23 protein-coding genes are annotated in these 26,715 nt (G+C 76.3%); 13 read left to right on the top strand and 10 right to left on the bottom strand.

Going from position 1 to position 26,715, the window contains the following annotated elements:
* Positions 1-297: 297 nt before the first annotated feature.
* Complete coding sequence (locus GTY84_RS01760) at positions 298-1,587, bottom strand: ROK family protein (RefSeq protein WP_161224216.1); 1,290 nt, start codon at positions 1,585-1,587, stop codon at positions 298-300.
* 328 nt (positions 1,588-1,915) lie between these two features.
* On the opposite strand from GTY84_RS01760, the gene GTY84_RS01755 reads away from it, so the two are divergent.
* The 3 genes from GTY84_RS01755 to GTY84_RS01745 all read left to right on the top strand — a co-directional run bounded on the left by GTY84_RS01755 (position 1,916) and on the right by GTY84_RS01745 (position 5,109).
* A complete protein-coding gene (locus GTY84_RS01755) occupies positions 1,916-2,410 on the top strand; it encodes an FBP domain-containing protein (protein ID WP_161224215.1) in 495 nt (164 codons plus the stop codon).
* A gap of 229 nt (positions 2,411-2,639) precedes the next feature.
* Positions 2,640-3,881: an FUSC family protein gene (locus GTY84_RS01750; protein WP_161224214.1), complete on the top strand. Its 1,242-nt coding sequence runs from the start codon at positions 2,640-2,642 to the stop codon at positions 3,879-3,881.
* A 184-nt stretch (positions 3,882-4,065) separates the two neighbouring features.
* Complete coding sequence (locus GTY84_RS01745) at positions 4,066-5,109, top strand: hypothetical protein (protein WP_161224213.1); 1,044 nt, start codon at positions 4,066-4,068, stop codon at positions 5,107-5,109.
* A 44-nt stretch (positions 5,110-5,153) separates the two neighbouring features.
* Here GTY84_RS01745 and GTY84_RS01740 read toward each other — a convergent pair whose 3' ends face one another.
* From GTY84_RS01740 to GTY84_RS01720, 5 genes are all read right to left on the bottom strand, one after another.
* The gene (locus GTY84_RS01740; RefSeq protein WP_161224212.1) at positions 5,154-5,882 is read right to left on the bottom strand and encodes a DUF2470 domain-containing protein; all 729 of its coding nucleotides are present in this window, start codon (positions 5,880-5,882) and stop codon (positions 5,154-5,156) included.
* Positions 5,883-6,326: 444 nt separating this feature from the next.
* Positions 6,327-7,169 (bottom strand): pentapeptide repeat-containing protein, encoded by an 843-nt coding sequence (locus GTY84_RS01735; protein WP_161224211.1) that lies wholly within the window; start codon positions 7,167-7,169, stop codon positions 6,327-6,329.
* A 51-nt stretch (positions 7,170-7,220) separates the two neighbouring features.
* Positions 7,221-8,123 carry a sigma-70 family RNA polymerase sigma factor gene (locus tag GTY84_RS01730; RefSeq protein WP_161224210.1) on the bottom strand — a complete coding sequence of 301 codons (903 nt, stop codon included), beginning with the start codon at positions 8,121-8,123 and terminating at the stop codon, positions 7,221-7,223.
* Positions 8,120-8,863, bottom strand: a complete 744-nt coding sequence (locus GTY84_RS01725; RefSeq protein WP_161224209.1) for a PIG-L deacetylase family protein — start codon at positions 8,861-8,863, stop codon at positions 8,120-8,122. The genes GTY84_RS01730 and GTY84_RS01725 overlap by 4 nt, the downstream gene beginning before the upstream one ends.
* 131 nt (positions 8,864-8,994) lie before the next feature.
* Entirely contained in the window at positions 8,995-10,299 is a 1,305-nt protein-coding gene (locus tag GTY84_RS01720; protein ID WP_161224208.1) for an alpha/beta fold hydrolase, read from the bottom strand.
* Positions 10,300-10,968: 669 nt separating this feature from the next.
* Between GTY84_RS01720 and GTY84_RS01715 the strand changes: the two genes are divergently transcribed.
* The 8 genes from GTY84_RS01715 (at position 10,969) to GTY84_RS01680 (ending at position 20,378) form a co-directional block, all read left to right on the top strand.
* Complete coding sequence (locus GTY84_RS01715) at positions 10,969-11,826, top strand: MoxR family ATPase (RefSeq protein WP_161224207.1); 858 nt, start codon at positions 10,969-10,971, stop codon at positions 11,824-11,826.
* Positions 11,823-13,271, top strand: coding sequence for a VWA domain-containing protein (locus GTY84_RS01710; protein ID WP_161224206.1), 1,449 nt, complete (start codon positions 11,823-11,825; stop codon positions 13,269-13,271). The genes GTY84_RS01715 and GTY84_RS01710 overlap by 4 nt, the downstream gene beginning before the upstream one ends.
* A gap of 283 nt (positions 13,272-13,554) precedes the next feature.
* Complete coding sequence (locus tag GTY84_RS01705) at positions 13,555-14,070, top strand: GntR family transcriptional regulator (RefSeq protein WP_161224205.1); 516 nt, start codon at positions 13,555-13,557, stop codon at positions 14,068-14,070.
* Entirely contained in the window at positions 14,067-14,990 is a 924-nt protein-coding gene (locus GTY84_RS01700; RefSeq protein ID WP_161224204.1) for an ABC transporter ATP-binding protein, read from the top strand. Before GTY84_RS01705 ends, GTY84_RS01700 begins: the two co-directional genes overlap by 4 nt.
* Positions 14,987-15,943 (top strand): transporter, encoded by a 957-nt coding sequence (locus GTY84_RS01695; protein ID WP_161224203.1) that lies wholly within the window; start codon positions 14,987-14,989, stop codon positions 15,941-15,943. The genes GTY84_RS01700 and GTY84_RS01695 overlap by 4 nt, the downstream gene beginning before the upstream one ends.
* A 72-nt stretch (positions 15,944-16,015) precedes the next feature.
* Positions 16,016-16,816: a class I SAM-dependent methyltransferase gene (locus GTY84_RS01690; protein ID WP_161224202.1), complete on the top strand. Its 801-nt coding sequence runs from the start codon at positions 16,016-16,018 to the stop codon at positions 16,814-16,816.
* 333 nt (positions 16,817-17,149) lie between these two features.
* Positions 17,150-18,814 carry an alkaline phosphatase D family protein gene (locus tag GTY84_RS01685; RefSeq protein WP_161224201.1) on the top strand — a complete coding sequence of 555 codons (1,665 nt, stop codon included), beginning with the start codon at positions 17,150-17,152 and terminating at the stop codon, positions 18,812-18,814.
* Between the two features lie 226 nt (positions 18,815-19,040).
* The gene (locus GTY84_RS01680) at positions 19,041-20,378 is read left to right on the top strand and encodes a S1 family peptidase (RefSeq protein ID WP_161224200.1); all 1,338 of its coding nucleotides are present in this window, start codon (positions 19,041-19,043) and stop codon (positions 20,376-20,378) included.
* A gap of 138 nt (positions 20,379-20,516) precedes the next feature.
* Here GTY84_RS01680 and GTY84_RS01675 read toward each other — a convergent pair whose 3' ends face one another.
* Positions 20,517-21,149 carry a class I SAM-dependent methyltransferase gene (locus GTY84_RS01675; protein ID WP_161224199.1) on the bottom strand — a complete coding sequence of 211 codons (633 nt, stop codon included), beginning with the start codon at positions 21,147-21,149 and terminating at the stop codon, positions 20,517-20,519.
* Between the two features lie 614 nt (positions 21,150-21,763).
* Entirely contained in the window at positions 21,764-22,762 is a 999-nt protein-coding gene (locus GTY84_RS01670) for a mechanosensitive ion channel family protein (RefSeq protein WP_161224198.1), read from the bottom strand.
* A gap of 275 nt (positions 22,763-23,037) precedes the next feature.
* Between GTY84_RS01670 and GTY84_RS01665 the strand changes: the two genes are divergently transcribed.
* Positions 23,038-23,241, top strand: coding sequence for a hypothetical protein (locus tag GTY84_RS01665; protein WP_161224197.1), 204 nt, complete (start codon positions 23,038-23,040; stop codon positions 23,239-23,241).
* Between the two features lie 166 nt (positions 23,242-23,407).
* On the top strand, positions 23,408-23,809 hold the full coding sequence (locus GTY84_RS01660) for a TIGR03618 family F420-dependent PPOX class oxidoreductase (protein ID WP_161224196.1): 402 nt from the start codon (positions 23,408-23,410) through the stop codon (positions 23,807-23,809).
* Here the strand turns inward: GTY84_RS01660 and GTY84_RS01655 are convergent.
* Together GTY84_RS01655 and GTY84_RS01650 are read right to left on the bottom strand one after the other, a co-directional pair.
* The gene (locus GTY84_RS01655) at positions 23,779-25,941 is read right to left on the bottom strand and encodes an efflux RND transporter permease subunit (protein WP_161224195.1); all 2,163 of its coding nucleotides are present in this window, start codon (positions 25,939-25,941) and stop codon (positions 23,779-23,781) included. The two genes, GTY84_RS01660 and GTY84_RS01655, sit on opposite strands and share 31 nt — an antisense overlap.
* 110 nt (positions 25,942-26,051) lie before the next feature.
* Positions 26,052-26,600, bottom strand: coding sequence for a MarR family winged helix-turn-helix transcriptional regulator (locus GTY84_RS01650; protein WP_161224459.1), 549 nt, complete (start codon positions 26,598-26,600; stop codon positions 26,052-26,054).
* Between the last annotated feature and the right edge of the window lie 115 nt (positions 26,601-26,715).

Raw genomic sequence — 26,715 nt, 5'->3', positions numbered from 1 at the left:
CGGCGCCCCCGCTCCCGCCGCCGTCCCTCCGCGGCCGTCGCCCGCCGGGTCCGCCGCCACCGCGGGAGGCGCGGGCCGGGGGGACGTCCCACGGGTCCTCGGGGCCGTCGGCCTGCTGGTCGGGCATGTCCCGGGGGACGGGGGCGCCGCGCCTTCCGGGCGCGCCCCGCCGTCCGGTGCCTCCGGCTCGGTGATCGTTCACGGCGCTCTCCTTCCGCGGTCCTGCCGGGTGTCCGACGGAACCGGGTAGCCCGCGCGCCGTCCCGCGAAACCCGGCCGCGCGGTGTCCGCCGCGCCTCAGCGGGGGGTGCGCTCCTCCAGGGCGGTGCGCCAGGCCGGGAGCGGGCTCTCCGGCGCGGGCTCGGGGCGCCTGCCGCCCCGGGCGAAGAACTCGGCCAGGGGCAGGATCGCCGCGCCGACGGTGACGGCGTCGGGGCCGAGCCGTCCCAGGTCCACCGTGACGTTCCCGGCGGGGTGGCGCAGCGCGTAGGAGACGGCGTGGCGGCGCACGGCGGGCAGGAAGCGGGCGCCGAGCCGCAGCCCGGCCCAGCCGCCGATCAGGATGCGCTCCGGCTGGAAGAGGTTGACCAGGTCGGAAAGGCCGGCACCCAGGTACTCGGCGGTCTCCTCCAGGACGGCGAGCGCGACGGGGTCGGCCGGGCGGTCGTCGTCCGGATGGGCCGCGGCGAGCAACGCGTCCAGGGCGGTCTCCTCGTCGGCGCCCTCGGGCACCGCGCCGCCCGCCTCCCGCCAGCGGGCCAGCAGCGAGGCGGCGCCCGCGTACGCCTCCAGGCAGCCGAGCGCGCCGCAACGGCAGCGGCGGCCCCTGACCCGCACCGTCAGGTGCCCCCACTCGACCGCCCGGCCCTCCTCGACCTCGGGGCTGACGAGGGAGGCGCCGACGCCGGAGCCGAGCAGGACGACGGCCGCGTTGCGGGCGCCGCGCCCGGCGCCGAACCACATCTCGGCCTGCCCGACGGTCCGGACGCCGTTGTCCATCAGGTACGGGACGGAGTCGGGCAGCGCCGAGCGGGCGCGCAGCAGGGACTCCAGCGGGACCGCGTCCCAGCCGATGGTCTGCCCGTGGACGACGGCACCGCGGTCCGGGGTCCGCTCGACGATGCCGGGCACGCCGATCCCCACGCCGAGCAGCCGCTCGGGCGGGAGTCCGGCGGCGCGCAGCACCTCGCGGATGCCGTCGTCGACATGGCCGACGGTGGCGGCCACGTCGTGGCGGGGCTGGGGCACCGGGCGTTCGGCGCGGGCGAGTTCGGTCAGGGTGAGGTCGAAGAGTTCGACGCGCACCCGGGTCTCGCCGATGTCCACGCCGATCATGTGACCGCTGCCCGGTGCCACCCTCAGCAGGGTGCGGGGTCTGCCGCCGTCGGAGTCGACGCTGCCGGCCTCCTCGACCAGGTCGTCCGCGATCAGATCGGCGACGACGTTGCTCACGGAGCCGGAGCTGAGCCCGGTCGCCGGGCCCAGTTCGAAGCGGCTGAGCGGTCCGTCGAAGTAGAGCCGTTGCAGTACGGCCGTACGGTTGGCCCTTCTGAGGTCGCGTACCGTGCGCCCGTTCCGCCCCGCCATGTAGCTCCTCCGTAGGGTCCCGGGCTGAAACATACATCCGACGGGCCGTCATGTGCGACTTCCCTTTGCCCTTAATCCATGGAATGAGCCACCTACGGGACCTCGCGCGGGGATTGCCGGGCAGGGGAGGCCTGGGCCGGGACGCCGGAGCGGACCCCGGCTCGCACCACTGGAGCCCCGGCGGCGGCCCGCGCCGACGCGCGCCGACCCGCACCGGAAAAACCGTTGGCCCCGCCACCCGCCGGGTCCCTACGCTACGCAGGAACCCAGGAAGCCTGAGTTCCGGCGACGGCTCCCTCCGGCGCCGGCCGCACCACCGGAGTCCCCCATGAGAACACTCACCGAGCAGGAGATCCGCGCGTCCTTCGTCAACTGCTCGAAGGGCGAGGCCAAGCGCGTCGCGGTCCCCCGCGACCTGGACGCGCTGCCGTGGGGCGACCTGGACTTCCTGGGCTGGCGCGACCCGGGGGCACCGGACCGTAGCTATCTGGTCACCGAGCTCGGGGACACCCTGACCGGTGTGACGATGCGCTTCCAGCAGGGGCAGCGCGGATTCTTCCAGCGCAGCCTGTGCTCCCTGTGCCTGACCGGCCATCCCCGGGGCGGCGTCTCGCTGATGACGGCCCGCAAGGCGGGGCCGGCCGGGCGCGAGGGCAACTCGGTCGGTCTCTACATGTGCACCGACCTGGCCTGCTCCCTGTATCTGCGGGGCAAGAAGGTCTCCCAGAGCGGTGCCCGCTACGAGGAGAGTCTCACCCTGGAGGAGCAGGTCGCCCGCGCGATGGAGCACCTCTCCGCCTTCCTCGCCAAGGTCACCGCCTGACGGCAGACGCCCCCACCCCGCGGCTCCCGGCACCCGAGAGCCCCGTACGGGGCTTCCTCCCGCCGGCCGTCCCGTCCCTCCGGCACCGACCGCCCCGGGCGCCGGTACCCGGTGCCGGGGCACGACACGTCCGGCGCCGTGCGGCGCGTGAGCGGTCCCCGCCGCCCCCGGCCGGATACCTTCCTGTCCGGATCTGTTCGACGCGCCGGGGGAAGGGAACCGCCCGAGGATGCTGGATGCACGCCGGGCCGCCGCGTCCGCCGCACGCCTGGTCGCCTGGCACCGGGACCCCACGGTCGTCCAGGCCCTGCGTTCGGCCGCCGCCGCGTCCATCGCCTATGTGATCGCGCTGCGGATCAGCCCCGAGGCGGCGCCGCTCACCGCTCCCCTCACCGCGCTCCTGGTCGTGCAGGTCACCCTGTACGCCACGCTCAAGACCGGCGTCCGCAGGGTCAACGCCGTCGTCGCCGGGGTCCTGGTGGCGATCGCGTTCAGCGCGGTGGTGGGGCTGAGCTGGTGGAGCCTCGCCCTGGTGATCGTGGCCTCGCTGGGCGTGGGCCATCTGGTGCGGGCGGACGAGTTCGTCGCCGAGGTGGCGATCAGCGCGATGCTGGTGCTCGGAGTGACCGCGCACGGGACTCTGGCCTGGGTGCGGGTGGTGGAGACGCTGATCGGGGCGGCCGTCGGGCTGGCCTTCAACCTCGTCCTCGCCCCTCCGGTCTGGGTCGACCAGGCCGCCGGTTCCATCGAGGAACTGGCGCGCAGGGTCCGGCAGTTGCTGCTTCGGATGGGCGAGCAGGCGGCCGGCCGCACCGCGCACCACGAGGCCGCCGAACGGTTGCACGAGGCGCGGCGGCTGGACCACGACATCGCGCGGGTCGATGAGGACCTGCGGCAGGCCGAGGACAGCCTCCGCCTCAACCCCCGGGTCCGCGAGGGGCTGCTGAACCGGGTCGTGCTGCGCACCGGGCTGGACACCCTGGAGATCTGCACCGTCGTGCTGCGCGTCCTGGCCCGGAGCCTGACCGACCTGGCCCGCGAGCGCGAGCCGGAGCCGCTGTTCTCCCGGGAGACGGGAGCCGTCATCGAGCGGCTGCTGTCGGAGGTCGCGGACGCCGTGGTCAGCTTCTCGGTGCTGGTGACCAGCAGTGCCAGCACCAACGCCGAGTCCGCGGAGGACCGGCTCACCGCCGAGCTGCGGCAGGCCACGGCCACCCGGAACCGGCTGGCCGAGATGCTGCTGGCGGAGATCCGGCGCGAGCCCCGCCAGTGGCAGTTGCAGGGCGCGGTGCTGGCCGAGGTGGACCGGATCATCGACGAGATGGACACCGAGCACCGCTCGCGCCGGCTGCTGGAGGAACTGGACCGGCACACCCGCGAGCAGCGCGACCGCCGGCCCCGGCTGACCGGTCTGCGCGACCGTCTGCCGCGGAGGGGGAACCGCGGCACCCGGGGAACTCGTTCTCGGTGAGGAAGCGTGCCGCGGCGAGGGCCGCACGGCACGAACGGCGGGCCGTCCCGCCGCGGACACGTCCCCGTGCGCCCCGTCCGGACGCACGGGCGCCGGACGACGCGTCAGTCACGTCAGTCGCGGCACGGTGGTCCGGCGGGCACGGCGCGTCCGGTACGCAACGGGATGACAGGGGGCCAGAGGGATGAGCGACAGTACGGTGCGGATCGAGGGGAACGGGCTGCGCCTGCCGGGAGGGGTGTCGGTGCGGTTCATCCGCACGCTGCGGCTGCCCGAGGCGGGCACGTACGCGCTGCCGCCGGGACTCGGCGAGTTCCCGGTCCGCCGGGTCGCGGACCATGCCGACACCGTGCCGCCGGAGTGGCGGGCGCGCGGCGGGGTGATGGTGCCGATGTACCTGCGCGAGGCGATGTGGCTGAGTTTCGCCGGCACGACGGAACCGGCCGCGCTCCAGGTCGGGGTGGGCAAGGTGTGCGCGGTCTCGGGCCGCCCCTGGAGCGACCGGCTCCGCCGTGATCCGCAGAACTACGTGGTCCTCCCCCGGCAGCCCTGGCTGGACGGCATCAACTCCGGGAAGGGCACGGTCCGCCAGTTCGTGGCGGTGCCGCTGGGGCTGGGGGCGACCGTCGAGGGCCAGGTGACCGGCGAGGAGGTGTGGGGCGGCGTGCAGTTGCAGTCCTTCACGCTCAACGAGGGGGAACGGGAGCGCTGGCGCGCGGCGCAGCGCCGACTGGCCCGGTCGCCGCGCGCCCGCGGTGCCCTCGCCGCCGGCCCCCCTCCCCCGGGCATGGCGCCCATGGCGGCTCCCGCGGCACCGGGTTCCCCGCCGCCGTCCGGTGGTCCGGCCGCGCCCGCGATGGGGCTGGGCGTCGGCGGCACCATGCGCCAGGAGGTGTACCGGGACGAGCGTCCGGCGGAGCACTGGGCGGACGCCCCGGCGGGCCGGGTCTTCGTCCATCTGGTGACGCCCCCGCAGTGGCGGCGGATCACCGGCGAGGTGGCACCGCCCTCCCCCGCGGACCGCGCGGCGTACACCCGGGCCGGGCTGCCCTGGTACGCCTACGACGACGAGGACGCCCGGGACCTCCCACCGGCCGGGCCGCTCACGGACGTCCAGCCGGTCGGGGACTGGCTCGGCGACGACCACCAGCCCTGGCAGTCGCCCGCACCGCACCAGGTGCACCGGCTCAAGGCCCCCGGCTCCCCGGTGGAGGACGGCGACTGGTAGGCCCGGCCGGGCGCGGCCGGTGCGCGGGGCGGCTCCCGCCGGGCTCAGCGATGGCCGCGCTCCGGGCGGTGGTGCTGCCGGGCACGGTGGCAGGAGGCGGCGTCCGCCTGGGTGAGCAGCACGTGCATCCGCTCGGTGAGCTGGGCGGCGCTGTCGGCGGGGGCGTGGAAGGGGAGCCGTACGTCACCGTGGGCGCGGGCGCGTTCGACGCGCAGCGTCAGCCCGTGGCGGTCGACGGCGAGCGGACGGACCCGCACCGCCCCGTGCAGGCTGCGGGCGTCGACGAGTCGGGTGAGCCGCTCCACCGCCTCGCCGTGGCAGTCGGCGAGATGGGTCAGCAGCGCGGCCTCGGCCAGGGCGAGGGGGTCGGGTTCGGCGGCGGCGAACTCGTCGGCGTCGACGACCACGGCGCCGGAGGCCCGGCGCAGCACCACCCGGGTCGTCCGGAAGGCGAGGTGCCCGTCCTCGGCGGCCAGCCAGCCGACCAGCCAGAGCCGGGCCCGGACCCGGCGCCGCACCGGAACGGGGGCCACGTCGGCGAACTCCAGCACGGCGGACGGCTCCCCGCGCGGGGCGCAGATCGCGGCGGTGACGAGGGGGCTGTCCTCCGGCACCCGCAGCAGCACCCGGCCGTCGTCGGCCACGGTGTGCGCGCCGACGAACTCCTCGCGGCCGCACTCGGCGGTCACCGCGCAGGACCACGCGGCGGCGAGCACGGAGCGGGCCTGCTCCGCCGCGGCGGGCGCGGCCGTCCAGGTGTCGTTCTCGCCCATCCCCAACCTCCGTCATCAAGTTCTTTAGGTAAGGCTTGCCTAACTTAGCGGAGATCGCGGTGCACGCCAACCGGAACCGGTGATCCCGGAGGGGCCTTTCGACGCGTGGAGGGGCGCACGGCTGCACCGGGCGTGCGCGTCGGACGGCGCATGACGGCAGCGTCATCGCGAGGCGGTGCCCGGCGGGATGCGCACGGGGGCCGGCCGGGCACCGGCCCGGCGAACGGAGCGGCACCGCCCGTCACGGCCCGGCGGGACCGGTCCGGCACACGGCCGGGACCACGCGGGGCCCGGCGCGGGAACGGGGCCCGGCGCGGGAACGGGGCCCGGCGCGGGAACGGGGCCCGGCGCGGGAACGGGGCCCGGCGCGGGAACGGGGCCCGGGACGGGAGCGGGGCCCGGGCGGCGGGCGCCGGGGCAGGGGCGGCGGGCGCGGGCGGCGGGTCAGGGGCGCCCGGTCCAGTGGGCGGGGCGCTCGACCGCCCCGGGCAGCCGGGTCCCCGCGCCGCCCCGGGCGGCGGTGACCTGCGGCTGGGTCAGGAAGAGCGCGCCGGTCAGATCGGCGTCGGTCAGATCGGCGTCGCGCAGGTCCGCGCCGATCAGGTCGGCGCCCCGCAGGTCCGCGCCGGTGAGGTCGGCGGCGATCAGGCAGGCGCCGCGCAGATCGGCGCCCCGCAGGTCGGCACCTCTGAGGCGGGCGCCCAGCAGGTCGGCGTGGCGGCGGTTCTTCTTCCTGCCCCGCGCGTCCGGCCGGGCCAGCTCGCTGGTGCGCAGCAGCAGCACGTTGACCCGCTGCCGGTGGGCGGGCACGTCCAGGGCGGTCAGTTCCGCGGGGGTCCCGGCGGCGAGCCGCTCGGTGTCGTCCCGCAGGCCGCGCAGTTCGGCGTGGAGGGAGCGGGCTGCGGGCACGGCCAGTGCCTCGGTCAGGTACCAGAGCAGTTCGTGCAGTTGGCGGACGACGGGGAAGACGTCGAACATGCTGCGGGCGTGTCCGGGCGGGCCGGTGCGCCAGTCCTGTCCACCGAAGGTGTCCCGCGAGACCCGCTGCCCGGCGCCGAAGCAGTCGTAGACGGTGCAGCCGCTGAAGCCCTCGCGGCGCAGCACGGTGTGGATGCCGCACCGGCTGTCCGCGCGCAGGTTGCGGCAGGGCGTCCCGGCCGCCTTGTCCACCGCGAAGTCGGCCGAGGCGGCGAACGGCAGCGCCACGCAGCACAGTCCGTAGCACCGGGCGCAGTCGCCGCGCAGTTCCGCCGGGGCGGCCCCCTGTTCTCCCATGGTGTTCAGCATAGGGAACGGGGGGTCGGCCCCGGGCACGGGGGCCACCCGTGCCCGGACGGTTCAGCCGCGCTCGGCGGGCACCTCCAGGCGGGCCAGGCGGTCCGGGTCGGCGAGGACGTATATGCCGGTGATGAGACCGTCGGTGACGGTGAGGGTGAGGACCGATCCGATCCGGCCGTCGACGACGCTGAGCAGGCCCAGCGAGTCGTTGACCACGATCCGGCGGGCCACCGCGTTGTAGCGGGCGAACAGCAGTGCCGATCCGGCCACGGTCCGCGCGCCGCGCAGCGTCTTGGACCCGGCGGCGCCGCGGACCAGGGCGCCCGCGTCGGCCCGCAGCACCACGTCGGGGTGGAGGACGGCGACCAGCGCCTCGAAGTCACCGGTGCGCGCGGCGGACTGGAAGGCGTCGAGGGCCCGGCGCTGGCGGCCGAGGTCCGGGTCGGGCGGCGGGCCCGCGTCCCTGACCCGGCGGCGGGCGCGCGAGGCCAGTTGCCGGGTGGCGGCCGGGCTGCGCTCCACGACGGGAGCGATGTCGTCGAAGGGCACGGCGAACATGTCGTGCAGGACGAAGGCGAGCCGTTCGTCGGGGGCCAGGCTCTCCAGCACGACCAGCAGCGCGACGCCCACCGAGTCGTTGCGCAGGGCCTCCTGCTCCGGATCGGCGGGGGCGAGGGGGCGGAGCACGGGGTCGGGCACGAAGGTGTCGTCGATCGGCTGCTCGCGGCGGGCGGCGCGCGAGCGCAGCAGGTCCAGGCAGATCCGGCCGGTGACGGTGGTGAGCCAGGCGCCGAGGCTCGCGAGGGCGCCGGTGTCCGTGCGGCGCAGCCGCAGCCATGCCTCCTGGACGGCGTCCTCCGCCTCCGAGGGCGAGCCGAGCATGCGGTGGGCGACCGCCCGGAGCCGTCCGCGGTGCTCCTCGAAGCGCTCCGCGAGCAGGGTCTCGTCGCTCACGGCGGTCACCGGGGGAAGAGTTCGAAGGAGACCGCGGGCCGGCCGCCGAAGCGCCGTCCGGCCTCCTCGGTGGCGCCCAGGAGGAAGCCGCGGGCGTAGGTCTCCGGGTCCTCGTCGGTCAGGACCTCGATGTAGGTGCGGTGCGCCAGCAGGGAGCGCACACCGCGCTCCAGGCCCCGGCTCGCGTCCACGGCGTGCGTGGGGGCGCTGGAGCCCGCGACGGCGACCCAGCGGACCCCGTCCCACGGGTCGAGGCCCCGCTCGGCCAGTTCGGGGAAGATCCAGCGGTTGCCGGCGTCGGCCGCCGCGTCGAGCGTGGCGCGGCCGACCGCGACGTGGTCCGGGGTGTTCCAGGCGACGCCGCCCCAGGTGTCGCGGTGGTTGAGGGTGAGGACCAGCTCGGGTCGGTGGCGGCGGATCGCGGCGGCGATGTCGCGGCGCAGCTCCGTGCCGTAGGCGACGACACCGTCCGCGTGGTCCAGGAACTCGACCCGGTCCACGCCGACCTCGGCGGCGGCGGCCCGCTGCTCGCGCTCGCGCAGGGGGCCGCACTCGGCGGGCGGAAGGGTGTCGATGCCCGCCTCGCCACGGGTCACGAGGAGGTAGGAGACCTCGCGGCCCTCGTCGGTCCAGGCGGCGACGGCGGCGGAGCAGCCGTACTCCAGGTCGTCCGGGTGGGCGACGACGGCCAGGGCGCGCTGCCAGTCGCCGGGCAGGGGATCGAGTTGCGGGGGCGTCGGCTCGGTCATGTCCGCACAGTAACCGGTGCCCGCGGCACCGCTCCCGGTGAGCTCGCCGCCGGGGGCGGTCACAGGGGGGTGCCGTGGGCCGGACGGGGGAAAGCGCCGGGCGCGCCCGGCGGTCCCGTCCGGCCGCCGGTTCAGACCTCGTCGCGGGCGAGCGCGAGGAGCCGGTCCAGGACACGGGGGCCACCGGTGCGGACGCCGTCGTGCTCGAACTCGTCGGTGACCCAGGTGCGCAGTCCCCGCACGGCGCGGGCGGTGGCCAGCGAGTGGGACGTCTCGACGTACATGTCGTCGTGGTAGACGGCCGCGGCGGCTGGCACCTCGTTGGCGGCGAGGCGGGCGGGGTCGTACAGGGGGGTCCAGCCGGTGCGGGCGGCGAGCAGTTCGGCGGTCTCGCGCAGCGGGCGCAGGGCCGGGTCGCAGTCGAACATCCAGGGGTGGATCGTCTCGCCGGTGAACAGGAGCGGCGCGTCCCCGGCGAGGGTCCGCTCGGCGTCGAAGCCGGGGAACTCGGCGCGGACCCGTTCGGCGGCCCAGGCGGTGGGGCGGGAGTCCTGGCCGTAGATGGCCTCGTGGACGAGGGCGTACAGGGGGTTGCCCGCGAACGAGAGGAGGGCCCGGACCTGCTCCTGGAAGGAGTCGGACAGCTCACTTCCCCCGGGGGCGCGCACGAAGGCGTCCTCCAGGAGGAAGTGGAGGCGGTGGCTGCCGTCGCCGCTGCCGAGCATGAGGCCGAGGGACTGGAAGGCCTGCGCGGTGAGCCGGTAGCCGCCGGGCAGGACCACGTCGTGGGTGAGCAGGTGTTCCGCGATGCGGCGGGCGCGCTCCACGTCCTGGGGGTAGCGGTGGTAGTGCGCGGCGACCTTGCGGGCGACGCGCGGGTAGGCGGCCCGGTAGACGTCGTCCGCGTGGGCGTCCAGGGAGGGCAGCCCGCCGGTGATCAGGGCGGTCTCCAGGCCCTCGGGCGCCAGGGACAGGTAGGTGAGGGTGCAGAAGCCGCCGAAGCTCTGGCCGAGGACGGTCCACGGGGCGCCGCCGGTCACCTGGGGACGGACGGCCTCGCAGTCGCGGACGATGGAGTCGGCGCGGAAGAGGGCGAGGTGTTCGGCCTGCTCGGCGGGGCCGCCGCGGAGCGGGAGGGTCTGCCGGTTGGCGGGGGTGGAGGCGCCGGTGCCGCGCTGGTCGAGGAGGAGTACGCGGAACTCCTCCAGGGCCCGGCCGAGCCAGGCCGGACGGCCGACGAAACGATTCGCCCCGAATCCGGGGCCGCCCTGGAGGTAGAGCAGCCACGGCAGGTCGTCCCGGTGGGCCCGGTCGCTCGCGACGACCTCGCGGGCGAAGAGTTCGATCGTCTCCCCGGCCGGGTCGTCGTGGTCGAGGGGGACGGTGAACCGGCGGTCGGTGAGGACGACGCCGGGCTGGCGGTAGCTGACGCTCAAGAGGGGCTCCCGGGAGGGACGGATGGTACGGGTGAATCTTCGGTGCGTGCCCCAGTTCAGCACATGGCCCTGCGGCCCCCGACGGCCGGGACGGCGGATCGTGCGGAGCACCGTTCCCGGCAAGTGCCCCGGCAGGCCCTCTGGAGCCCCGGATCCCGGCCGGGAGGGTGGTCCGGCACCACCCCCGGGACGGGTTCCGCGCCCCGTGCGCGGCGCCGGTGCAGGCGTAGTGCCGGGAGCCGTGCGCCGCACAGGGTGGACGCCGTCACGGAGGGTGACGGCGATGCCGCGCGCCCGGAACCGGTCGCCGCAGGCCCCGGCCCCACTCCGAGTCACTCCGGCTGACCGGGGCGACCCGGGTGCACGCACGGCACCGGCGCGGGCGCGGTGGCCGCGCCGGCGGGGGTGGTGCCGTTCACCATGGTCCGCGCCGACGGTGTGGTGCCGGGGCCGGTTCCCCGGTGTCCGGCCGGCCGTGGTGTCGCTCTCGGCGGTCCTGACGCCGGGCGCCAACCCGGTGACGGTCCGGCGGGCCCCGCGCGGCCCGGCGGTGCGGGCGGCGGGGGCGGTGCGGGCGGTGGGGGCTTCCGCGCCGACCACGTGACAGCGAGCCTGAACAAGCGCTTGGATAGGACCCGTTGGCGAGTCCGTCCCGTGCTGGAGGTCCCGGTGTTCACTTCCGTCGACGATGTCCGCGACCGGCTCGCCGGGACCGGATACCTGGCCTCGCCGTCCGTCGCCACGGCGGTGTTCCTCGCCGCCCGGCTGGGCAAGCCGCTGCTGGTGGAGGGGCCGGCCGGGGTCGGCAAGACCGAACTCGCCAAGGCCGTCGCCCGGGTCGGCGGCGCCCGGCTGGTGCGGCTCCAGTGCTACGAGGGCGTCGACGAGTCCCGGGCGCTGTACGAGTGGAACCACGCCAAGCAGTTGCTGCGGATCAGCGCCGGACGCGACGAGAGCTGGGACGAGACCCGGACGGACATCTTCGGCGAGGAGTTCCTGCTGGCCCGGCCGCTGCTGACCGCGATCCGCGGCGACGACCCCAAGGTCCTGCTGGTCGACGAGACCGACAAGGCCGACATCGAGGTGGAGGGGCTGCTGCTGGAGGTGCTCGGCGACTTCCAGGTGACCGTCCCGGAACTGGGCACGATCACCGCGACCCGCCGCCCCTTCGTGGTGCTCACCTCCAACGCGAGCCGCGAGCTGTCGGAGGCACTGCGCCGCCGCTGCCTCTTCCTCCACCTGGACTTCCCCGACGAGGAGCTGGAGCGGCGGATCGTGCGGACCCGGGTGCCGGGGCTCGACGAGACCCTCGCCGCCGCACTGGTGCGGGTGGTGGGCGCGCTGCGCGCGATGGACCTGCGGAAGGCGCCGTCGGTGGCCGAGACCATCGACTGGGCCCGCACCCTGCTGGCGCTCGGCGCCGGAACGCTCGACGAGGGCCTCGTACGGGACACCCTCGGCGTCGTCCTCAAGCACCAGGAGGACGTGGTACGGGCGACGGCCGGGCTCGATCTGGACGCGCTGTGACCGACGGCGCGGCCGGCGGGGACCCGGCCGGGGAGGTCGCGGGGCGGCTGACGTCCCTGGTGGCGGCGTTGCGCGCGCACGGCTTCCGGATCGGCACCGGGGAGAGCGTGGACGCGGCGCGGGCCGTGGCGGAGCTGGGCATGGCGGACCGGGAGCTGCTGCGGGAGGGGCTGGCGGCGACGCTGCTGCACACCGCCGGGCAGCGGCGGGTCTTCGACCCCGTCTTCGACCTCTACTTCCCGCGCGCGGTGGGCGGTCCGGCGGCCGGGACCGAGCCGCCACCGGGCGGCCGGGAGGCACTGCGCGACCGGCTCGCCGCGGCACTCGCCGACAACGACCGGGCAGTGCTGGAACAGTTGGCCGCGCGGGCGGTCGCGGAGTTCGGCGGCCACGGCGCGCCCGGCGGCGCGCCCGCTCCCGGGAGCACCGGCGGTACGGGCGGCGGGGGCGGTGCCGCCGCCCCGGGCGTCGGCGGCTGGTCGTCGCACCAGGCGCTCGACCGGGTGCGCCCGCAGACCCTGCTCGCCCGGGTCCGGGACGACCTCCGGGCGCGCGGCGGGGACGGAGGGTTCACGGACCGGCTGCTGGAGGACGAGATCCGGCGCCGCGTCGAGGAGTTCCGCCGGATGGTGGCGGCCGACGCGCGGCGCCGGTCGGCCGAGCGGCGGGGGCCCGGCGAGATCGCCCGCCGGGCGGTGGCCCCCACGCCCGACCGCGTCGACTTCCTCCAGGCGGGCCGGCCGCAGCTCGATGAACTGCGCCGCACGGTACGGCCGTTGGCCCGCAAGCTCGCCACCCGGCTGACGGCCCGCCGCCGGGCGCACCGGGGAACCGTCGATCTGCGGCGCACGCTGCGCGGTTCGCTGTCGACGGGCGGGGTGCCGATGCGGCCGGTGCTGCGACGGCGGCGGCCGACGCGGCCCGAACTGGTGCTGCTCTGCGACGTGTCGGGATCGGTGGCGGGATTCTCGGACTTCACGATGCTGCTGGTGCGGGCGCTGCACGAGCAGTTCGCGAAGGTGCGGGTGTTCGCCTTCGTCAACCGCACCGACGAGGTGACCGGTCTGCTGGAGCGCGGGGCCGTCGGCCCGGAGGGGCTGGGTGCCCGGATCGCGGCGGAGGCGACGCTCAGTTCCCGGCACGGCAGCAGTGACTACGGCCTCGCGCTCGGCGAGTTCGTCGAGCGGTTCGGGGACGCGGTCGGCCCGCGCACGACGGTGTTCGTGCTCGGTGACGCCCGGACCAACAGGACCGACCCCAACACGGCCGCCGTACGGTGGATCAGGGGGCGGGCGCGGCGGGTGTACTGGCTCAACCCCGAGCCGCGCTCCCGGTGGGGCACCGGCGACTCGGCGGCACCGGCGTACGCGGCGCTGGTGGAGATGCACGAGTGCCGTGACGCCCGGCAGCTCGGCGCCCTGGTGACCCGGCTGATGCCGGTGTGAACGGCCCCCGGGACGACGACCGCCCCGGGAACCGCCCACGATCCCCGGCGCCGCCGGACACCCCCGAGCACACGCGCCCCTCCCCCGGCAGCCGGCGGAGGGGCCTTCCCGGTGCCCGCGCGCCGATCGACGGACCCGGGCGGCGGGTTCCCCCGGGTCAGGCCCCGGACGGCGGGCCCCGGGCACGGCGGACGGACGGCGCGGCCCCGGCGGTCCGGGCCCCGCCGTCGTTTGACAGGCGAAGATCAGTTCCTCATGCTTGTACTAATGAATTAATGAAAGCATGGAAGGTGACGTGGTCGAGTACCGGATCGATCGGCGGAGCGGCGTCCCGGCCTATGTGCAGATCGTGCGGCAGACCGAACAGGCGCTGCGCATGGGTGTCCTCCAGGTCGGGGACAGGCTGCCGACGGCCAAGGAGGTCGTCGCCGCCACCGCCATCAACCCCAACACCGTGTTCCGCGCCTACCGCGATCTGGAGCAGGCCGGCCTGGTCCGCTCCCGGCGCGGGCTCGGCACCTTCGTGACGCGGTCGCTGGCCCGGCCCGGCGCGGAGGACGGCTCCCCGCTGCGGGCGGAACTGGCACGGTGGATCGGCCGGGCCCGGGAGACCGGGCTGGACCGGGACGACGTGCTCGCCCTGGTCACCGCGGCCCTGGACGAGCACGAACGGTCGGGGGACGCGCGGCACCGGCCGCCGGAACACCACGGCACACAGGAACGAGACGAACGGCACCAGCGAGATGAGCGACACGAGCACGACCCGGGCCGCCCGGCGCGGCGCGAGGAGGACATATGACCGGGCCTGACGAGCCCGCCGCGCTGCGCGCCGGAGACCTGCGGTTCCGGTACCGGCCGCGCGGCGAGTGGGCCCTGCGGGACTGCGCCCTCACGGTGCCCCGCGGCCGCATCGCCGCCCTGGTCGGCCGCAACGGCGCGGGCAAGAGCACCCTGCTGCACCTGGCCGGGGGCCTGCTGCGGCCCACCTGCGGGGAGATACGGTCGCTGGGCCTCGTCCCGGACACCGCGGAGGCCCGTGCCCGGGTCGCCCTGCTGACCCAGGAGAAGCCCCTGTACCCCCGCCTCACCGTGGCCGGGACCCTGCGCATGGGCGCCCGGCTGAACCCCTCGTGGGACTCCGCCACCGCCGAGCGGGTGGCGTACGAGGGCGGCATCTCCCCGACGGCCCGCGTGGGCGAGCTGTCGCCGGGCCGGCGCACCCGGGTGGCGCTCGCCCTGGCCCTCGGCAAGCGGCCCGAGCTGCTGCTGCTGGACGAACCGCTCGCGGACCTCGACCCGGTGGTGCACGGGGAGATCATGGCGACGCTGATGACGGAGGCGGCCGAGCGCGAGATGAGCATCGTGCTCTCCTCGCACGTCCTGCCCGACCTGGAGCAGACCTGCGACTGGGTGGTGCTGCTGCGGGACGGCCGGATCGAGCTCAGCGAGGACGCCGACGCGCTCCGTGACGCCCACGCCCTGGTCACCGGGCACATCGACGACGAGTCCGCGCTCGCGGGCCACACCGTGGTGCACCGGAGCGCCCACGGCCGGCAGCTCACCGCGCTGGTGCGGACCCGCGGTCCGCTGGGGGGCCGGCTGCGGGTGGAGCGGCCCGGCCTGGAGGACATCCTCCTGGCCCGTCTGCGGGCCGGCGCCCCGGCGACCGCCCGCACCCCGGACACCACCGGCGCCCCGGACCCGAAGGAGGCGGCGTGAAGGGCTCGTTGTGGCTGGCCTGGCGCCAGCAGCGGGTGCTGCTGCTGTGCGCCGCCGCCGTCCTGGCGGCCGCCGCGCTGCTCGCCGTCCACCACCGCTCCGCGATGCTGGACGCCCTGCGCAGCGGCCTGTACGACCACTGCGCCCCGGGTCCGCTGCACTGCACCCGCCCGGAGGACGGGCTGCCCCTGACCCTGGACGTGGCACCGCTGAAGCTGCTCGGGGCGCTCGTCATGGTCCTGCCCGTGCTCATCGGCATGTTCTGGGGCGCGCCGCTGCTGGGCCGCGACCGCGAACTGGGCACCCACCGGATGGTGCTGGCCCAGGGCGTGAGCCGGTGGCAGTGGTTCACCGCCCGGTTCGCGCTCGCCGCGGTGGGCACCACGCTCCTCTCGGGCGGTCTCGTCCTGCTGTTCCGCTGGTGGCGGGAGCCCGCCGCCGACCGCAGCTACGGGGTGTTCTGGTACGAGGCCACGGCCCTGACCGGCTCGGGGCCCAGCGCCGTGGCCGCCGCGCTGTTCGGCCTGGCGGCGGGCACCCTCGCCGGTCTGCTGGCCCGCCGGGTGCTGTCCGCGATGGCGTGGACGCTGCTGGCCACCGCCGTGACCGCGGTGCTGGTGCAGTGGAGCCACCATGCCCGGCTGCTGGTCCCGCCCCGGCGCTACGTCAGCCAGGGCTGGGCACCCAAGCCGCCGATGGGCGAGAAGTGGTCCACCGGCGACTACGGCCTGCTCACCGCCTCCGGACGCGCCGACTCCGTACTGAGCTGCGCCTTCCCCTCCGGCCGGGAACTGCGCGCGTGCATGACCGAGCACGGCTACACCGCCCGCTTCTACCGGGCCAACCCCCCGGGCGACTACTGGGCCTTCCAGTGGACCGACACGGTGCTCCTCGGCGGGCTCGCCCTCCTGCTCGTCGCGGCCTCGGCCCTGCTGCTGCGCCGCCGCGTCTGACACCCGCGCGGCCCCGGGCCACCCGCCGCGTCACCCCCTCTTCCCACCCCCCGTCACGGAGGTCGATCCGCCATGCCCAAGGACGCCAAGTCCCCCGCCAAACTGCGCAGCAACCGCGCCGCGCTCACCCACAAGGTCGGCTACGCACTGCGCCACCCCGAGCGGGTCGGGCCCTATGTGCGCCGGGCCGGGCGGGACGCCTGGCTGCGGCTCAGGCACCCCGACCACGTCGGCTACTACCGGGCCGTCATGGCCTCCGACACCCGCCGCAACCCCGAGGCGGCGGTCGGCAGCCGCACCCACGACCGCTGGCTGGCGCTCGGCCGGATGCAGTTCGACTACCTCGTGGAGCACGGGCTGCGCCCCGGGCACCGCATGCTCGACATCGGCTGCGGCAACCTGCGCGGCGGCTGGCGGTTCATCGACCACCTCGACGCCGGGGACTACTACGGCATCGACATCTCCCCGGACATCCTGATCGCGGCCAAGGCGACGCTCGCGGAGCGCGGACTGCAGGCCAAGCTGCCCCACCTGACCATCACCGGCGACCTCACGCTGGACTTCCTGCCCGACGACCACTTCGACGTCGTCCACGCGCACAGCGTGTTCTCCCACTCGCCGCTGGGCGTCATCGACGAGTGCCTGGCGCACGTCGGCCGCGTCCTCACCCCCACCGGGTTCTTCGACTTCACCTTCGACCGCACCGAGGGCACCGAACACCAGGTGCTCCGCGAGGACTTCTACTACCGCACCGAGACCCTCCTGGCCCTCGCCGGGCGGCACGGGCTGCACGCCCGGTTCATGGAGGACTGGGAGAGCCGCCCGCACGGCCAGTCGAAGATCCGGGTCGGCCGCGCGCCACTGCCCGGATAGGGGGCGCGCGGCGGGGGTCCCGGCCCGCGGCGCTGCGCGCGCCGGGACCCCCGCCGGACGGCCGGGTGCGGGCGGAGCCGGTGACGGAGGTACGCCTCCCGTGTGATCGGCCCGCAAGTCCTGCCTGTTTCGCGGGGATTGCCTGCTAAGCATGCGGAGTCCGCGTCACACGGACCGGCACCGCCGAGCAGGGCGGCCCCGGGGTGTGGACGGCGTACACCGGCGCGCGCGGCCCCCAGCACCCGTGCCGGCGTGCGTGGGACGACCGCACCGGGCCGCAGGCCCCGTGCCGCTCGCCCCCGGTCTCCCTCCGCCCGCACGAGAGGACACCAGATGGCGCCCACGGGCCGTCACCGCGCACCGGCCGAACCCCCCTCCTCCCCGCACGACGCCGTACTCGCCGCCGCCGCCCGGCATCCGGGACGCCGGCGCTTCCTGACGGTCGCCGCGGCCACCGCCGCGCTGGCCTTCTCCACCAACCTCCCGGCCCGGGGCGCCTCGGCCCCCCGGCGGCTGGACGCCAACCTGATCGACCGGGACCCGTTCACCCTCGGGGTGGCCTCCGGCGACCCGATGCCGGACTCGGCGCTGCTGTGGACCCGGCTGGCGCCGGAGCCGTTCGAGGCGGACGGGGGCCTCGGGCAGCGGCGGGTGACGGTGGAGTGGGAGGTGGCGCTCGACGAGCGGTTCGCCCGTGTCGTGTTCCGGGGCAGCGCCCAGGCCCTGCCCGAGTACGCGCACAGCCTCCATGTCGAGGTGGCGGGCCTGGCACCGGGCACCGTCTACCACTACCGCTTCCGCACCGGCGGCTGGCTGAGCCCGGCCGGCCGCACCCGCACCGCGCCCGCGCCGGGCTCCGCCGCCCCCTCGCTGAGGCTCGCTGCCGTCTCCTGCCAGGCGTACCAGGACGGCTACTACACCGCGCTGCGGCATGTCGCCGAGGACGACGTGGACGTGGTCCTCCACCTCGGGGACTACCTCTACGAGTACGCGGTGAACGCCGTGGGCGGGGAGCGCCGCTACACCGGGACCGCCCTGCCCGACGTCTTCGACCGCGAGACGGTGACGCTCGCCGACTACCGGCTGCGCTACGCGCTCTACAAGAGCGACCCCGACCTCCGCGCCGCCCACGCCGCCCACCCGTTCGCGGTCACCTGGGACGACCACGAGGTGGAGAACAACTACGCCGCCGACCGGCCCGAGAACGCCGTGCCGCCCGCCGACTTCCTGCTCCGGCGGGCCGCCGCCTACCGCGCCTGCTGGGAGAACCAGCCGATGCGCGCCGCCCAGTTGCCGCAGGGCGCCGACGCCCGCGTCTACCGGCGGCTGCACTGGGGCTCGCTCGCCCAGTTCGACCTGCTGGACACCCGCCAGTACCGCTCCGACCAGACCTACGACGACCGGCCGCACGCCCCTGGACCCGAGTCGGACGACCCCGCGCGCACCATCACCGGCGCCGCGCAGGAGCGCTGGCTGCTCGACGGCTGGCGCGGTTCCACCGCGCTGTGGAACCTGATGCCCCAGCAGGTCTGCTTCTCGCGGCGCCGGTTCGCCGAGGGGGCCGACGCCCCGCTCTCCATGGACGCCTGGGACGGCTACCGCGCCTCGCGGGACCGGGTGGTCGCGGGGGCCCGGTCGGCCGGGATCGCCAACTGGCTGATCCTGACGGGCGATGTCCACGTGGGCTACGCCTTCGACGTCAAGGAGGACTTCGACGACCCGGGCTCGCGGACCGTGGGCACGGAGGTCACCTGCACCTCCGTCGCCAGCGGCCGGGACGGGGCGGAGCGCCCGGCCAACTGGGACACGTACATGCGGGCCAACCCGCACCTGCGGTTCTACGACGGCCGCCGCGGCTACCTCCGGGCCGAACTGGACCGGAAGGCGGCGCGCCTGGACTTCCGCACCGTGCCCGCGGTCAGCACGCCCGGCGCCCCGGTCACCACCGCCGCGTCCTTCGTCACCGAGGCCGGCCGTCCGGGGCTGAACCCCGTGTGAGGCCGCCCCGGCGCGGCTGTCGGGCCGGGGCGGACCGCCCCGGGCGTACTGCACCTGGCGCCCCCGTCGTCCCCCATCGCGCGAAAGGGACCCGTCCGGGGCATTGCCGCCCGCCCCGGTGGCAAGGGCTGTTGCTCCGCCACCGGCCGCGCCGGTGCTCCCCGGCGCGTGCCGGGGCCACCGGCGCCCCACCGGTCCGCACCGCCCTCGAAGGAGGCACCCCCGCATGGTCGGCAGAACTGGAGCGGGCCCCCGCCGCGCCGCCCTGGCCGCGCTCGGCGCCCTGCTCGTGACCGCGCTCCCTCCGGCCGCCTCGGCCGCGTCACCGCCCGCGCCGCGAGCCCCGTCCGGCGTGCCCCGGACCGCGGGCGCCGACCGGCCGCCTCCCGGGGTGCTGGCGGCCGTGGAACGCGATCTGCGGCTGACGCCGGACCAGGCGACGGCCCGGCTGGCCAACGAGGCGGAGGCCGGTGTCCGCGCGGGCCGCCTGCGGGAGGCACTGGGCGAGCGCTTCGGCGGGGCCTGGCTGAGCGGCGCCACCTCCGCCGAGCTGACCGTCGCCACCACCGACGCGGCGGACACGGCCGCGATCGAGGCCGAGGGCGCCCGCGCGCGGATCGTGCCGCGCGGACTCGGCCCGCTGCGGGCGGTCCGGGCGAGGCTGGACGCCGCCGCCCTCCGCCTGGACACCGCGCGGACCCCGGTGTGGTCCGTGGACGTGCGGACCAACCGGGTCGTGGTGCGCGCCGCCGACACGGCCGCGGCCGAGGCCTTCGCCGAGGCCGCCGGGGTGGACCCGGCGGAGCTGGGCGTCGAACTCTCGGCGGAGCGGCCCCGGCTGCTGAAGGACCTCGTCGGCGGCGACCCGTACGTCATCGACGGCCGGGCCCGCTGCTCCGTCGGCTTCTCCGTCACCCGGGGGAGCGAGCCGGGCTTCGCCACCGCCGGCCACTGCGGCGCTCCGGGCGCGAGCACCACCGGGTACGACGGCACCGCCCAGGGCACCTTCCGGGCGTCCGTCTTCCCGGGCGCGGACATGGCGTGGGTGGGGGTGAACGCCGACTGGACCGCCACGCCCGGGGTGCGGGACGGGAACGGCGGCACGGTGGAGGTCACCGGCTCGGCGGAGGCGCTGGTCGGCGCGTCCGTATGCCGCTCGGGCTCCACCACGGGCTGGCACTGCGGCACCGTCGAGCACCAGGACGTGAGCGTCCGCTACGCCGAGGGCACCGTGAACGGGCTGACCGGGACGACGGTGTGCGCCGAACCCGGCGACTCCGGCGGCCCGTTCGTCTCGGGCACCCAGGCGCAGGGCACCACCTCGGGCGGATCGGGCGACTGCGTCCGGGGCGGGACCACGTACTTCCAGCCGGTCAACCCGCTGCTCGACGCCTTCGGGCTCACGCTGACGACCACCGGGACGGGGACGGCCGCGTTGACGGGGGCGGCCGGGGACACCACGGGTACGGGCACGGGTCCGGCCGCCGGGCCGATGACCGCCGAGGCGATCGCCGGGCGACGGGGCGCTCCGTGGGAGGACGCGCCGCGGGAGGGCCGGGACTGACCGGGCGCCCCCGGTGCCGGGCGGGACCGGCCGAGCGGCGCCCCCGATGCCCGGCCGGTACCGGCGGAGCGGGCACGGCGGCAGCGGAGCACGGGGAAGGCCCGGCCGAGGCGGGAGGGGCGGTACCGGGGGCGGGGCTCATGCCCTGCGCAGGCGCCACACATGGTCGTCGCGGTGGCCCGGGACACCGTCCGGGCCGGCGCTGGGACGGCGGACGGTCTCCCGGGCCTCGACGGTCCACTCGTCCTCGGGGAGGCCCAGCTCCGCGAGCACCTCGTCCAGGGTGGGGAAGACCGCGTCGAACGGCGGCTCGGTCTGCCAGGACGGCCAGGCCGCGTGCATCACGAGGAGCAGGGTGCCCCCCGGGGCGACCGCGCGCGCCGCGTCGCGCAGCACGGCGCGCCGGTCCAGCTCCACCGGGGACTGGAGGTACTGGGCGCTCACCAGGTCGAAGACCCCCTCGGGGAAGGTGCGGCCCAGTTCGTGCCGCTCCCAGCCGGTCCGGTCGCCGACCCCGGCGTCGGCGGCGTGTCCGGCGGCGCGCCGGAGGGCCGTGGCGGAGATGTCCGCGCCGGTGACGCGCCAGCCCTCAAGGGCCAGCCAGACGGCGTCCGCGCCCTCGCCGCACCCCAGGTCCAGCGCGGTGCCCGGGGTGAGACCCGCCACCTCGCGGACCAGGAGTTCGTTGGGGCGGCCGCTCCAGACGCGGTCGGCGCCACGGTAGCGGGACTCCCAGAACTCCTCGGCGGGTGCGGGGGTGTCGTCGGTCATGGGTGCCTCCGGGGCGGGTCGGCTGCTCGGCCGGGCGCGGGTGCGGCCCGGCCACGCGTCCAGGCTGCACCCCACCCGGCCCCGGCGGCGAAAGCCTTTGCCGAACCGGCAAACCACCGGCGGACCGCCGCCGCGCACGTGCCGCCGGGACGCCCCGGCCGACATCCCGGCGGCACCGTCCCGGCCGCCCGGCCCCCGTCACGGCGGCGGGACGCCCCGGCCGCCCGTCGCGAGGAGGTCGCCCCCGGGTGGCGAGCGCCACGGCCCGGCGTACCGCGGGGCCGACGCCGGGGAGCGCGCACGCCGGTTCCCGCCGCACGGGGGGCGCCACGCAGACCCCGGCCCCGTGGCGGTGCGGGGAAACCCCGCCCTCGCCGCACCGCCGGTCCCGGCGCTCCACCGCCCCGGCCGCGCGGCGTCCTCGCCTTCTCCCGCCGCCGGGCCGGGGCGAAGGGCACCGCGTGAGCGGACCGCGCGGACACCGGCCGCGTGAGCGGACGGCGCGGACGCCGCCGGGCCCGGTCGCGCCGGTCCGGGAGCCCCGGGGCCCGGCCCTCCGCCCGGACCGGCACCGTTCCGCCGTACCTCCGGTGCCGCTCCCCGTCCCCGCCGGGTCAGCGCCGGGTGCCCCCGGCGTCCGGCTCCGGGGACTCCCCGCGCACCCACACGTTGCGCGCGAAGGGGATCTCGATGTCCGCCGCGTCCAGGGCCTCCTTGACCCTGCGGCGCAACTCGCGGGTGACGCCCCACTGCTGGAGCGGCACCGTCCGCACGGCCACGCGCACCACGACGCCCTCCGCGTCGAGGGACTGGACGCCCCAGACCGCGACGTCCTCCAGGAGCAGGTCCTCGAAGTCGGGGTCCTCCCGCAGGGTCCGGCCCGCCTCCTCCAGCACGCGGTAGACGGTGTCGAGGTCGGCCTCGTAGCCGACCGTGACGTCCAGGACGGCGCGCGCCCACTCCTGGCTGTCGTTGCGGACCCGCATGATCTCGCCGTTGCGGATGTGCCAGAGGCCGCCGTTGAGGTCGCGCACATGGGTCAGCCGCAGGCCCACGTGCTCGACCTCGCCCACCGCCTCGCCCAGGTCGACGGAGTCGCCGACGCCGTACTGGTCCTCGATCATGATGAGCAGCCCGGAGAGGTAGTCGGCCACCAGGCTCTGCGCGCCGAAGCCGATGGCCAGGCCGACCACCCCGGCGCTGGCCAGCAGCGGGCCGAGGGCGATGCCCACCTGGTCGAGGACCATGGCCACGCCGAGCATGAACAGCACGATGGTCATGGCGCTGCTGAGCACCGAGCCGATGGTGCGGGCCCGCTGCTCGCGCCGCTGCCTCGCCCGGCCCCGGTCGCGGTGCAGGACGGTGGCGCCCCGGCCGGGGCGGCGGAGGCGGACTCGTTCCGGTTCCGCGCCGCCGGGCTCCAGGACCCGCTGGACGACGCGGGTGATGGCCCGCTTGGCCACCGCGCGCACGGCCAGCAGGACGACGACGATGAGCGCGATGCGCAGGGGTATCCCGATCAGCGCCTCGGTGTGTTCGCCGATCCAGTCCGACCACGGGACCGCGAGGTACGGACCCGCGGCGGGGCCGCCGGAAGCGGGGGTGTGCGTCATCTGCTCCAGTACTCCGTTCTCGGGACGGTCCGGGGCGTCCCGGGCGCGTCGCGGACGCGACCAGGGGCCCCGGGGCCGGGACGGGCCCGGCCGTCGGGGCCACCTACCCAAGCAGGGCCGGAACATGACCTCGCGCCGGCCCCTCCCCCGCTCCGGGAACGGGCGCCTTCGCCCCGTTCGACCGGACTTCGCACCCGTCCTCGCACCGTGCCGGCCCATGCCGGGCTCGTCCGGGGGCACCCGTGGGGCATCACCGACAGGGAGGGGGCGGCGGCGTGGTCATCGTTGCCGTTCTGCTGCTGCCCGGACTCGGGCTGCTGCTGTGCGCCATGACGTGCCTGGAGGACCGGATGTTCGGCGGCGCGGGCCCGGCCCGCCACGCCCGGCGCCGACCGCTGCGGCTGCTCCCCGGGGGCGGCGACTCCCACCGCGCCGCGCGCGCCGGACGGGAGCCGGGGACGCGCCGCGAGGCCGCCTGACCCCCGTTCCGGCGCCTCCCCGCGGCTCTCCGCTCCGCCGCCCGTCCGCCCCGGTGGACCGCTCCGGGACCCCGCCCGCACCCGGTGCCGTCCCCCCGGCGCAGACTTGCGGTGCCCGGGCCCGCCCGACGGGCCCGCGCCGCACCCCGAGGAGAGACGAGCACCGATGAGCACCGACGAGCACGACGACGCCTTCGTCCGCTTCTGGCAGGAGCGCCGTGTGTGCCTGCTGGCCACCCCGCGCGCCGACGGCAGCCCCCATCTGGTGCCGGTCGGGGTGACGTACGACCATGCCACCCGCATCGCCCGGGTGATCACCAGTGGGGACAGCGCCAAGGTGCGCCATCTGGCGCGCGCCGAGCGGCCCCTGGTCGCCGTGAGCCAGGTCGACGGGCGGCGCTGGTCCACGCTGGAGGGCACGGCGACCGTACGGGACGACCCGGAGGCGGTCCGCGACGCGGAGGCCCGGTACGAGGCCCGCTACCGCAAGCCCCGGGCCAATCCGGCCCGGGTGGTCATCGAGATCGGTGTGCGGCGCTACCTGGGCACCGTCCGCCCCTCGGACTGAGCCGCCGCGCCGTCCGCCGCACGGCGGCCGGGGGCGCCCGGCCACCAGGCGACCGCGCCGATGTCCCGGGCCAGGGCCGGGACCAGCAGCGAGCGCACCACCAGGGTGTCCAGCAGGACGCCGAAGGCGACGATGAAGGCGATCTGCACCATGAAGGCCAGCGGGATCACCCCGAGCGCGGCGAAGGTGGCGGCGAGCACCACACCGGCCGAGGTGATCACACCGCCGGTGGCGGTGAGCCCTCGCCGGATGCCCTCCCGCACCCCGTGGCGCAGCGCCTCCTGCCGCACCCGGGACATCAGGAAGATGTTGTAGTCCACGCCGAGGGCGACCAGGAACACGAAACCGTACAGCGGGACGGCGGCCTCGGTCCCGCTGAAGCCGAGGACGTGCCGGAAGACCAGGGCCGAGACGCCGAGGGTGGCGAGGAAGTTCAGCGCCACCGTCGCCACCAGGAGCACCGGCATCAGCAGCGAGCGCAGCAGCAGGACCAGGATGACGAGGATGATGGCGAGGACCACCGGCACGATGACCGTCCGGTCCTGCTCGGCGGTCCGCTGGGTGTCGTACTGCTGGGCGGTGTAGCCGCCGACGAGCGCGTCGGCGCCGGGCACGGCGTGGACGGCGGTCCTCAGCCGCGCGACGGCGTCCTTGGCGGCGTCACTGTCGGCGGGGGCGTCGAGCGTGGCGTCGACGCGGACCCTGCCGTCGACGGTCTTCGGGGGGCCGCCGCCGGGACGCCCGGAGGCGGTGACCGCCTCCGCCGAGGCGACCCCGCGGGTGCCCCGGGCGGCGGCGAGGACGGCGTCCAGCCGGTCGGCGTCGGCGATGACGACGGCCGGGTTGCCGGAGCCGCCGGGGAAGTGCCGGGCCAGCGTCCGCTGGGCGGCCACCGACGGGGTGTCGTTGACGAAGATCTCGTCCAGCGGAACGCCCTTGGAGGTCAGCGCCGGGGCGAAGGCGGCGCAGGCGACCAGGGCGGCCAGGCACACCGCCCAGATACGGCGCGGCGCGCGGTCCACCAGGTCCGCGATCCGGTGCCACACGGGGTGTGCGGCGCCGCCGTCGCCGTCCGCCGCGCCGGCCCCGGCGCCGTCCGCCCGGGTGGTGCGGGTGGGCCGCGCGGGCCAGTACGCCGCCCGGCCCAGCAGGACCAGGGCGGCGGGGAGGAAGGTGAGCGCGCTCAGCACCGAGCAGACGATGCCCACGGCGCCGACGGGCCCGAGCGCCCGGTTGTTCGTCAGATCGCTGAGCAGCAGCGCCAGCAGGCCCAGGGCGACCGTGGCGGAGCTGGCGACGATGGCGCCCCAGGACTCGCGCAGCGCCGCCCGCACGGCCCGGAAGCGGTCCTCGTGCCGGGCGAGTTCCTCGCGGTAGCGGGCGGTGAGCAGCAGGGCGTAGTCGGTGGCGGCGCCGATGACCAGGATGGAGAGGATGCCCTGCACCTGCCCGTCGACGCGGACGAGGTCGCGCCGGGCCAGCGCGTAGACGACGGCGCAGGCCAGTCCGAGGGCGAAGACGGCGCCGAGGATGATCACCAGGGGGAGCAGGACGCTGCGGTAGACGAGCAGCAGGATGACCAGCACCGTGAGCAGCGCGACGCCGAGGAGCAGTCCGTCGATGCCCGCGAAGGCGTCGGACAGGTCGGCCTGGGTCGCCGCGGGCCCGGCGAGCCGGGCGTCGGTCCCGGGCACCCGGTCGGCGGCGTCCTCGATCCGCTGGAGCACGTCGGGCAGCCCGTCACCGAGGTCGGGACGGATCTGGACGACGGCCTGAAGCGCCTCGCCGTCGCGTGAGGGCAGCGCGGGGGACGAGGTGCCGACCGTGCCGGGCGTCCCTTCGAGCCCCGCGACGGCGCGGGTGGCCGCCTGCCGGGCCGGGGCGCCGACCGGGCCGCCGCCGTCGGCGGTCCAGACGACGATGACGGGCAGGGTCTCCCCCGCCTGGAACGCCTTCTGCTCCTCGACGACGCGGGTGGACTCGGCGCTGCGGGGCAGGAAGGAGACCCGGTCGTTGGTGGCGACCTCGCCCAGCTTCCCGGCGTAGGGGCCGAGGGCGCCGCCGATCCCGATCCAGGCCAGTAGCAGCACGACGGGGACGAGCCAGCGGGCTCGCCGGTGGGTGACGGTCATCGTCGGGGCTCCAGGTCTCGGTGGCCGTGCGGGGTGGCTCGATAATAGACAATCTCGATCATCGAGTTACTTCGGCCCCGCTCCCCCGGCGGCCGGGGCCTCCCTGGCGGTCAGGGTGCCCCGGGGGTCCGCGGCGGGTCCCGGTCCTCCGGCGGGTCCGTCGGGGTGCCGGGCGGCAGCCGCAGCTCCTCGTTCAGGGCCGTCAGGAAGCGGGCCACGACCGCGATCTCGTCCTCGTCGAAGCGGGACCGCGCCGCTGCGGCGGCCTCGGCCAGCGGCATGAAGTACGTGCGGGCCGCCGCCCGGGCGTCGGGCACGTAGCGCAGGTGGACGACCCTGCGGTCGGTGCTCTCCCGCACCCGGCGCACGTGCCCGGCGCGCTCCAGCCGGTCCACGCAGGCCGTCACCGCGCCGGAGGTCAGCCCGAGGTGCTCGCGCAGCCCCTTGGGCGTCATGGGCTCCCGGGCGTCCAGGATCGCCGCGAGGGCCTGGACGTCGGTGGCGTGCAGCCCGTGGGCGGCGGCGAAGCCGTGCACGAGGCGGTTGATACCGCCGTTCAGCAGCCGCAACTGTGCGGCGAGGACCTGGAGGCCGTCCGCCTCGGGCGCCGTTCCGCTCGGCCGTTCACGCGGGCGCCGTGCGCCCCGGTTCCCTGTCACCACGCGATCAGCGTATAGAGACGGGCCGTACCGGGCCCCACCGCGTCCGGGACGGCCCGTACGGGGAAGGGGTGACCCGACGGCCCCGCCGGGGCCGCCCGGAACCGGACCACCA

This window comes from Streptomyces sp. SID8352 (genome assembly GCF_009862265.1).
Taxonomy (GTDB): Bacteria; Actinomycetota; Actinomycetes; order Streptomycetales; family Streptomycetaceae; genus Streptomyces.
This window is presented reverse-complemented; position numbering and strand designations above follow the sequence as displayed.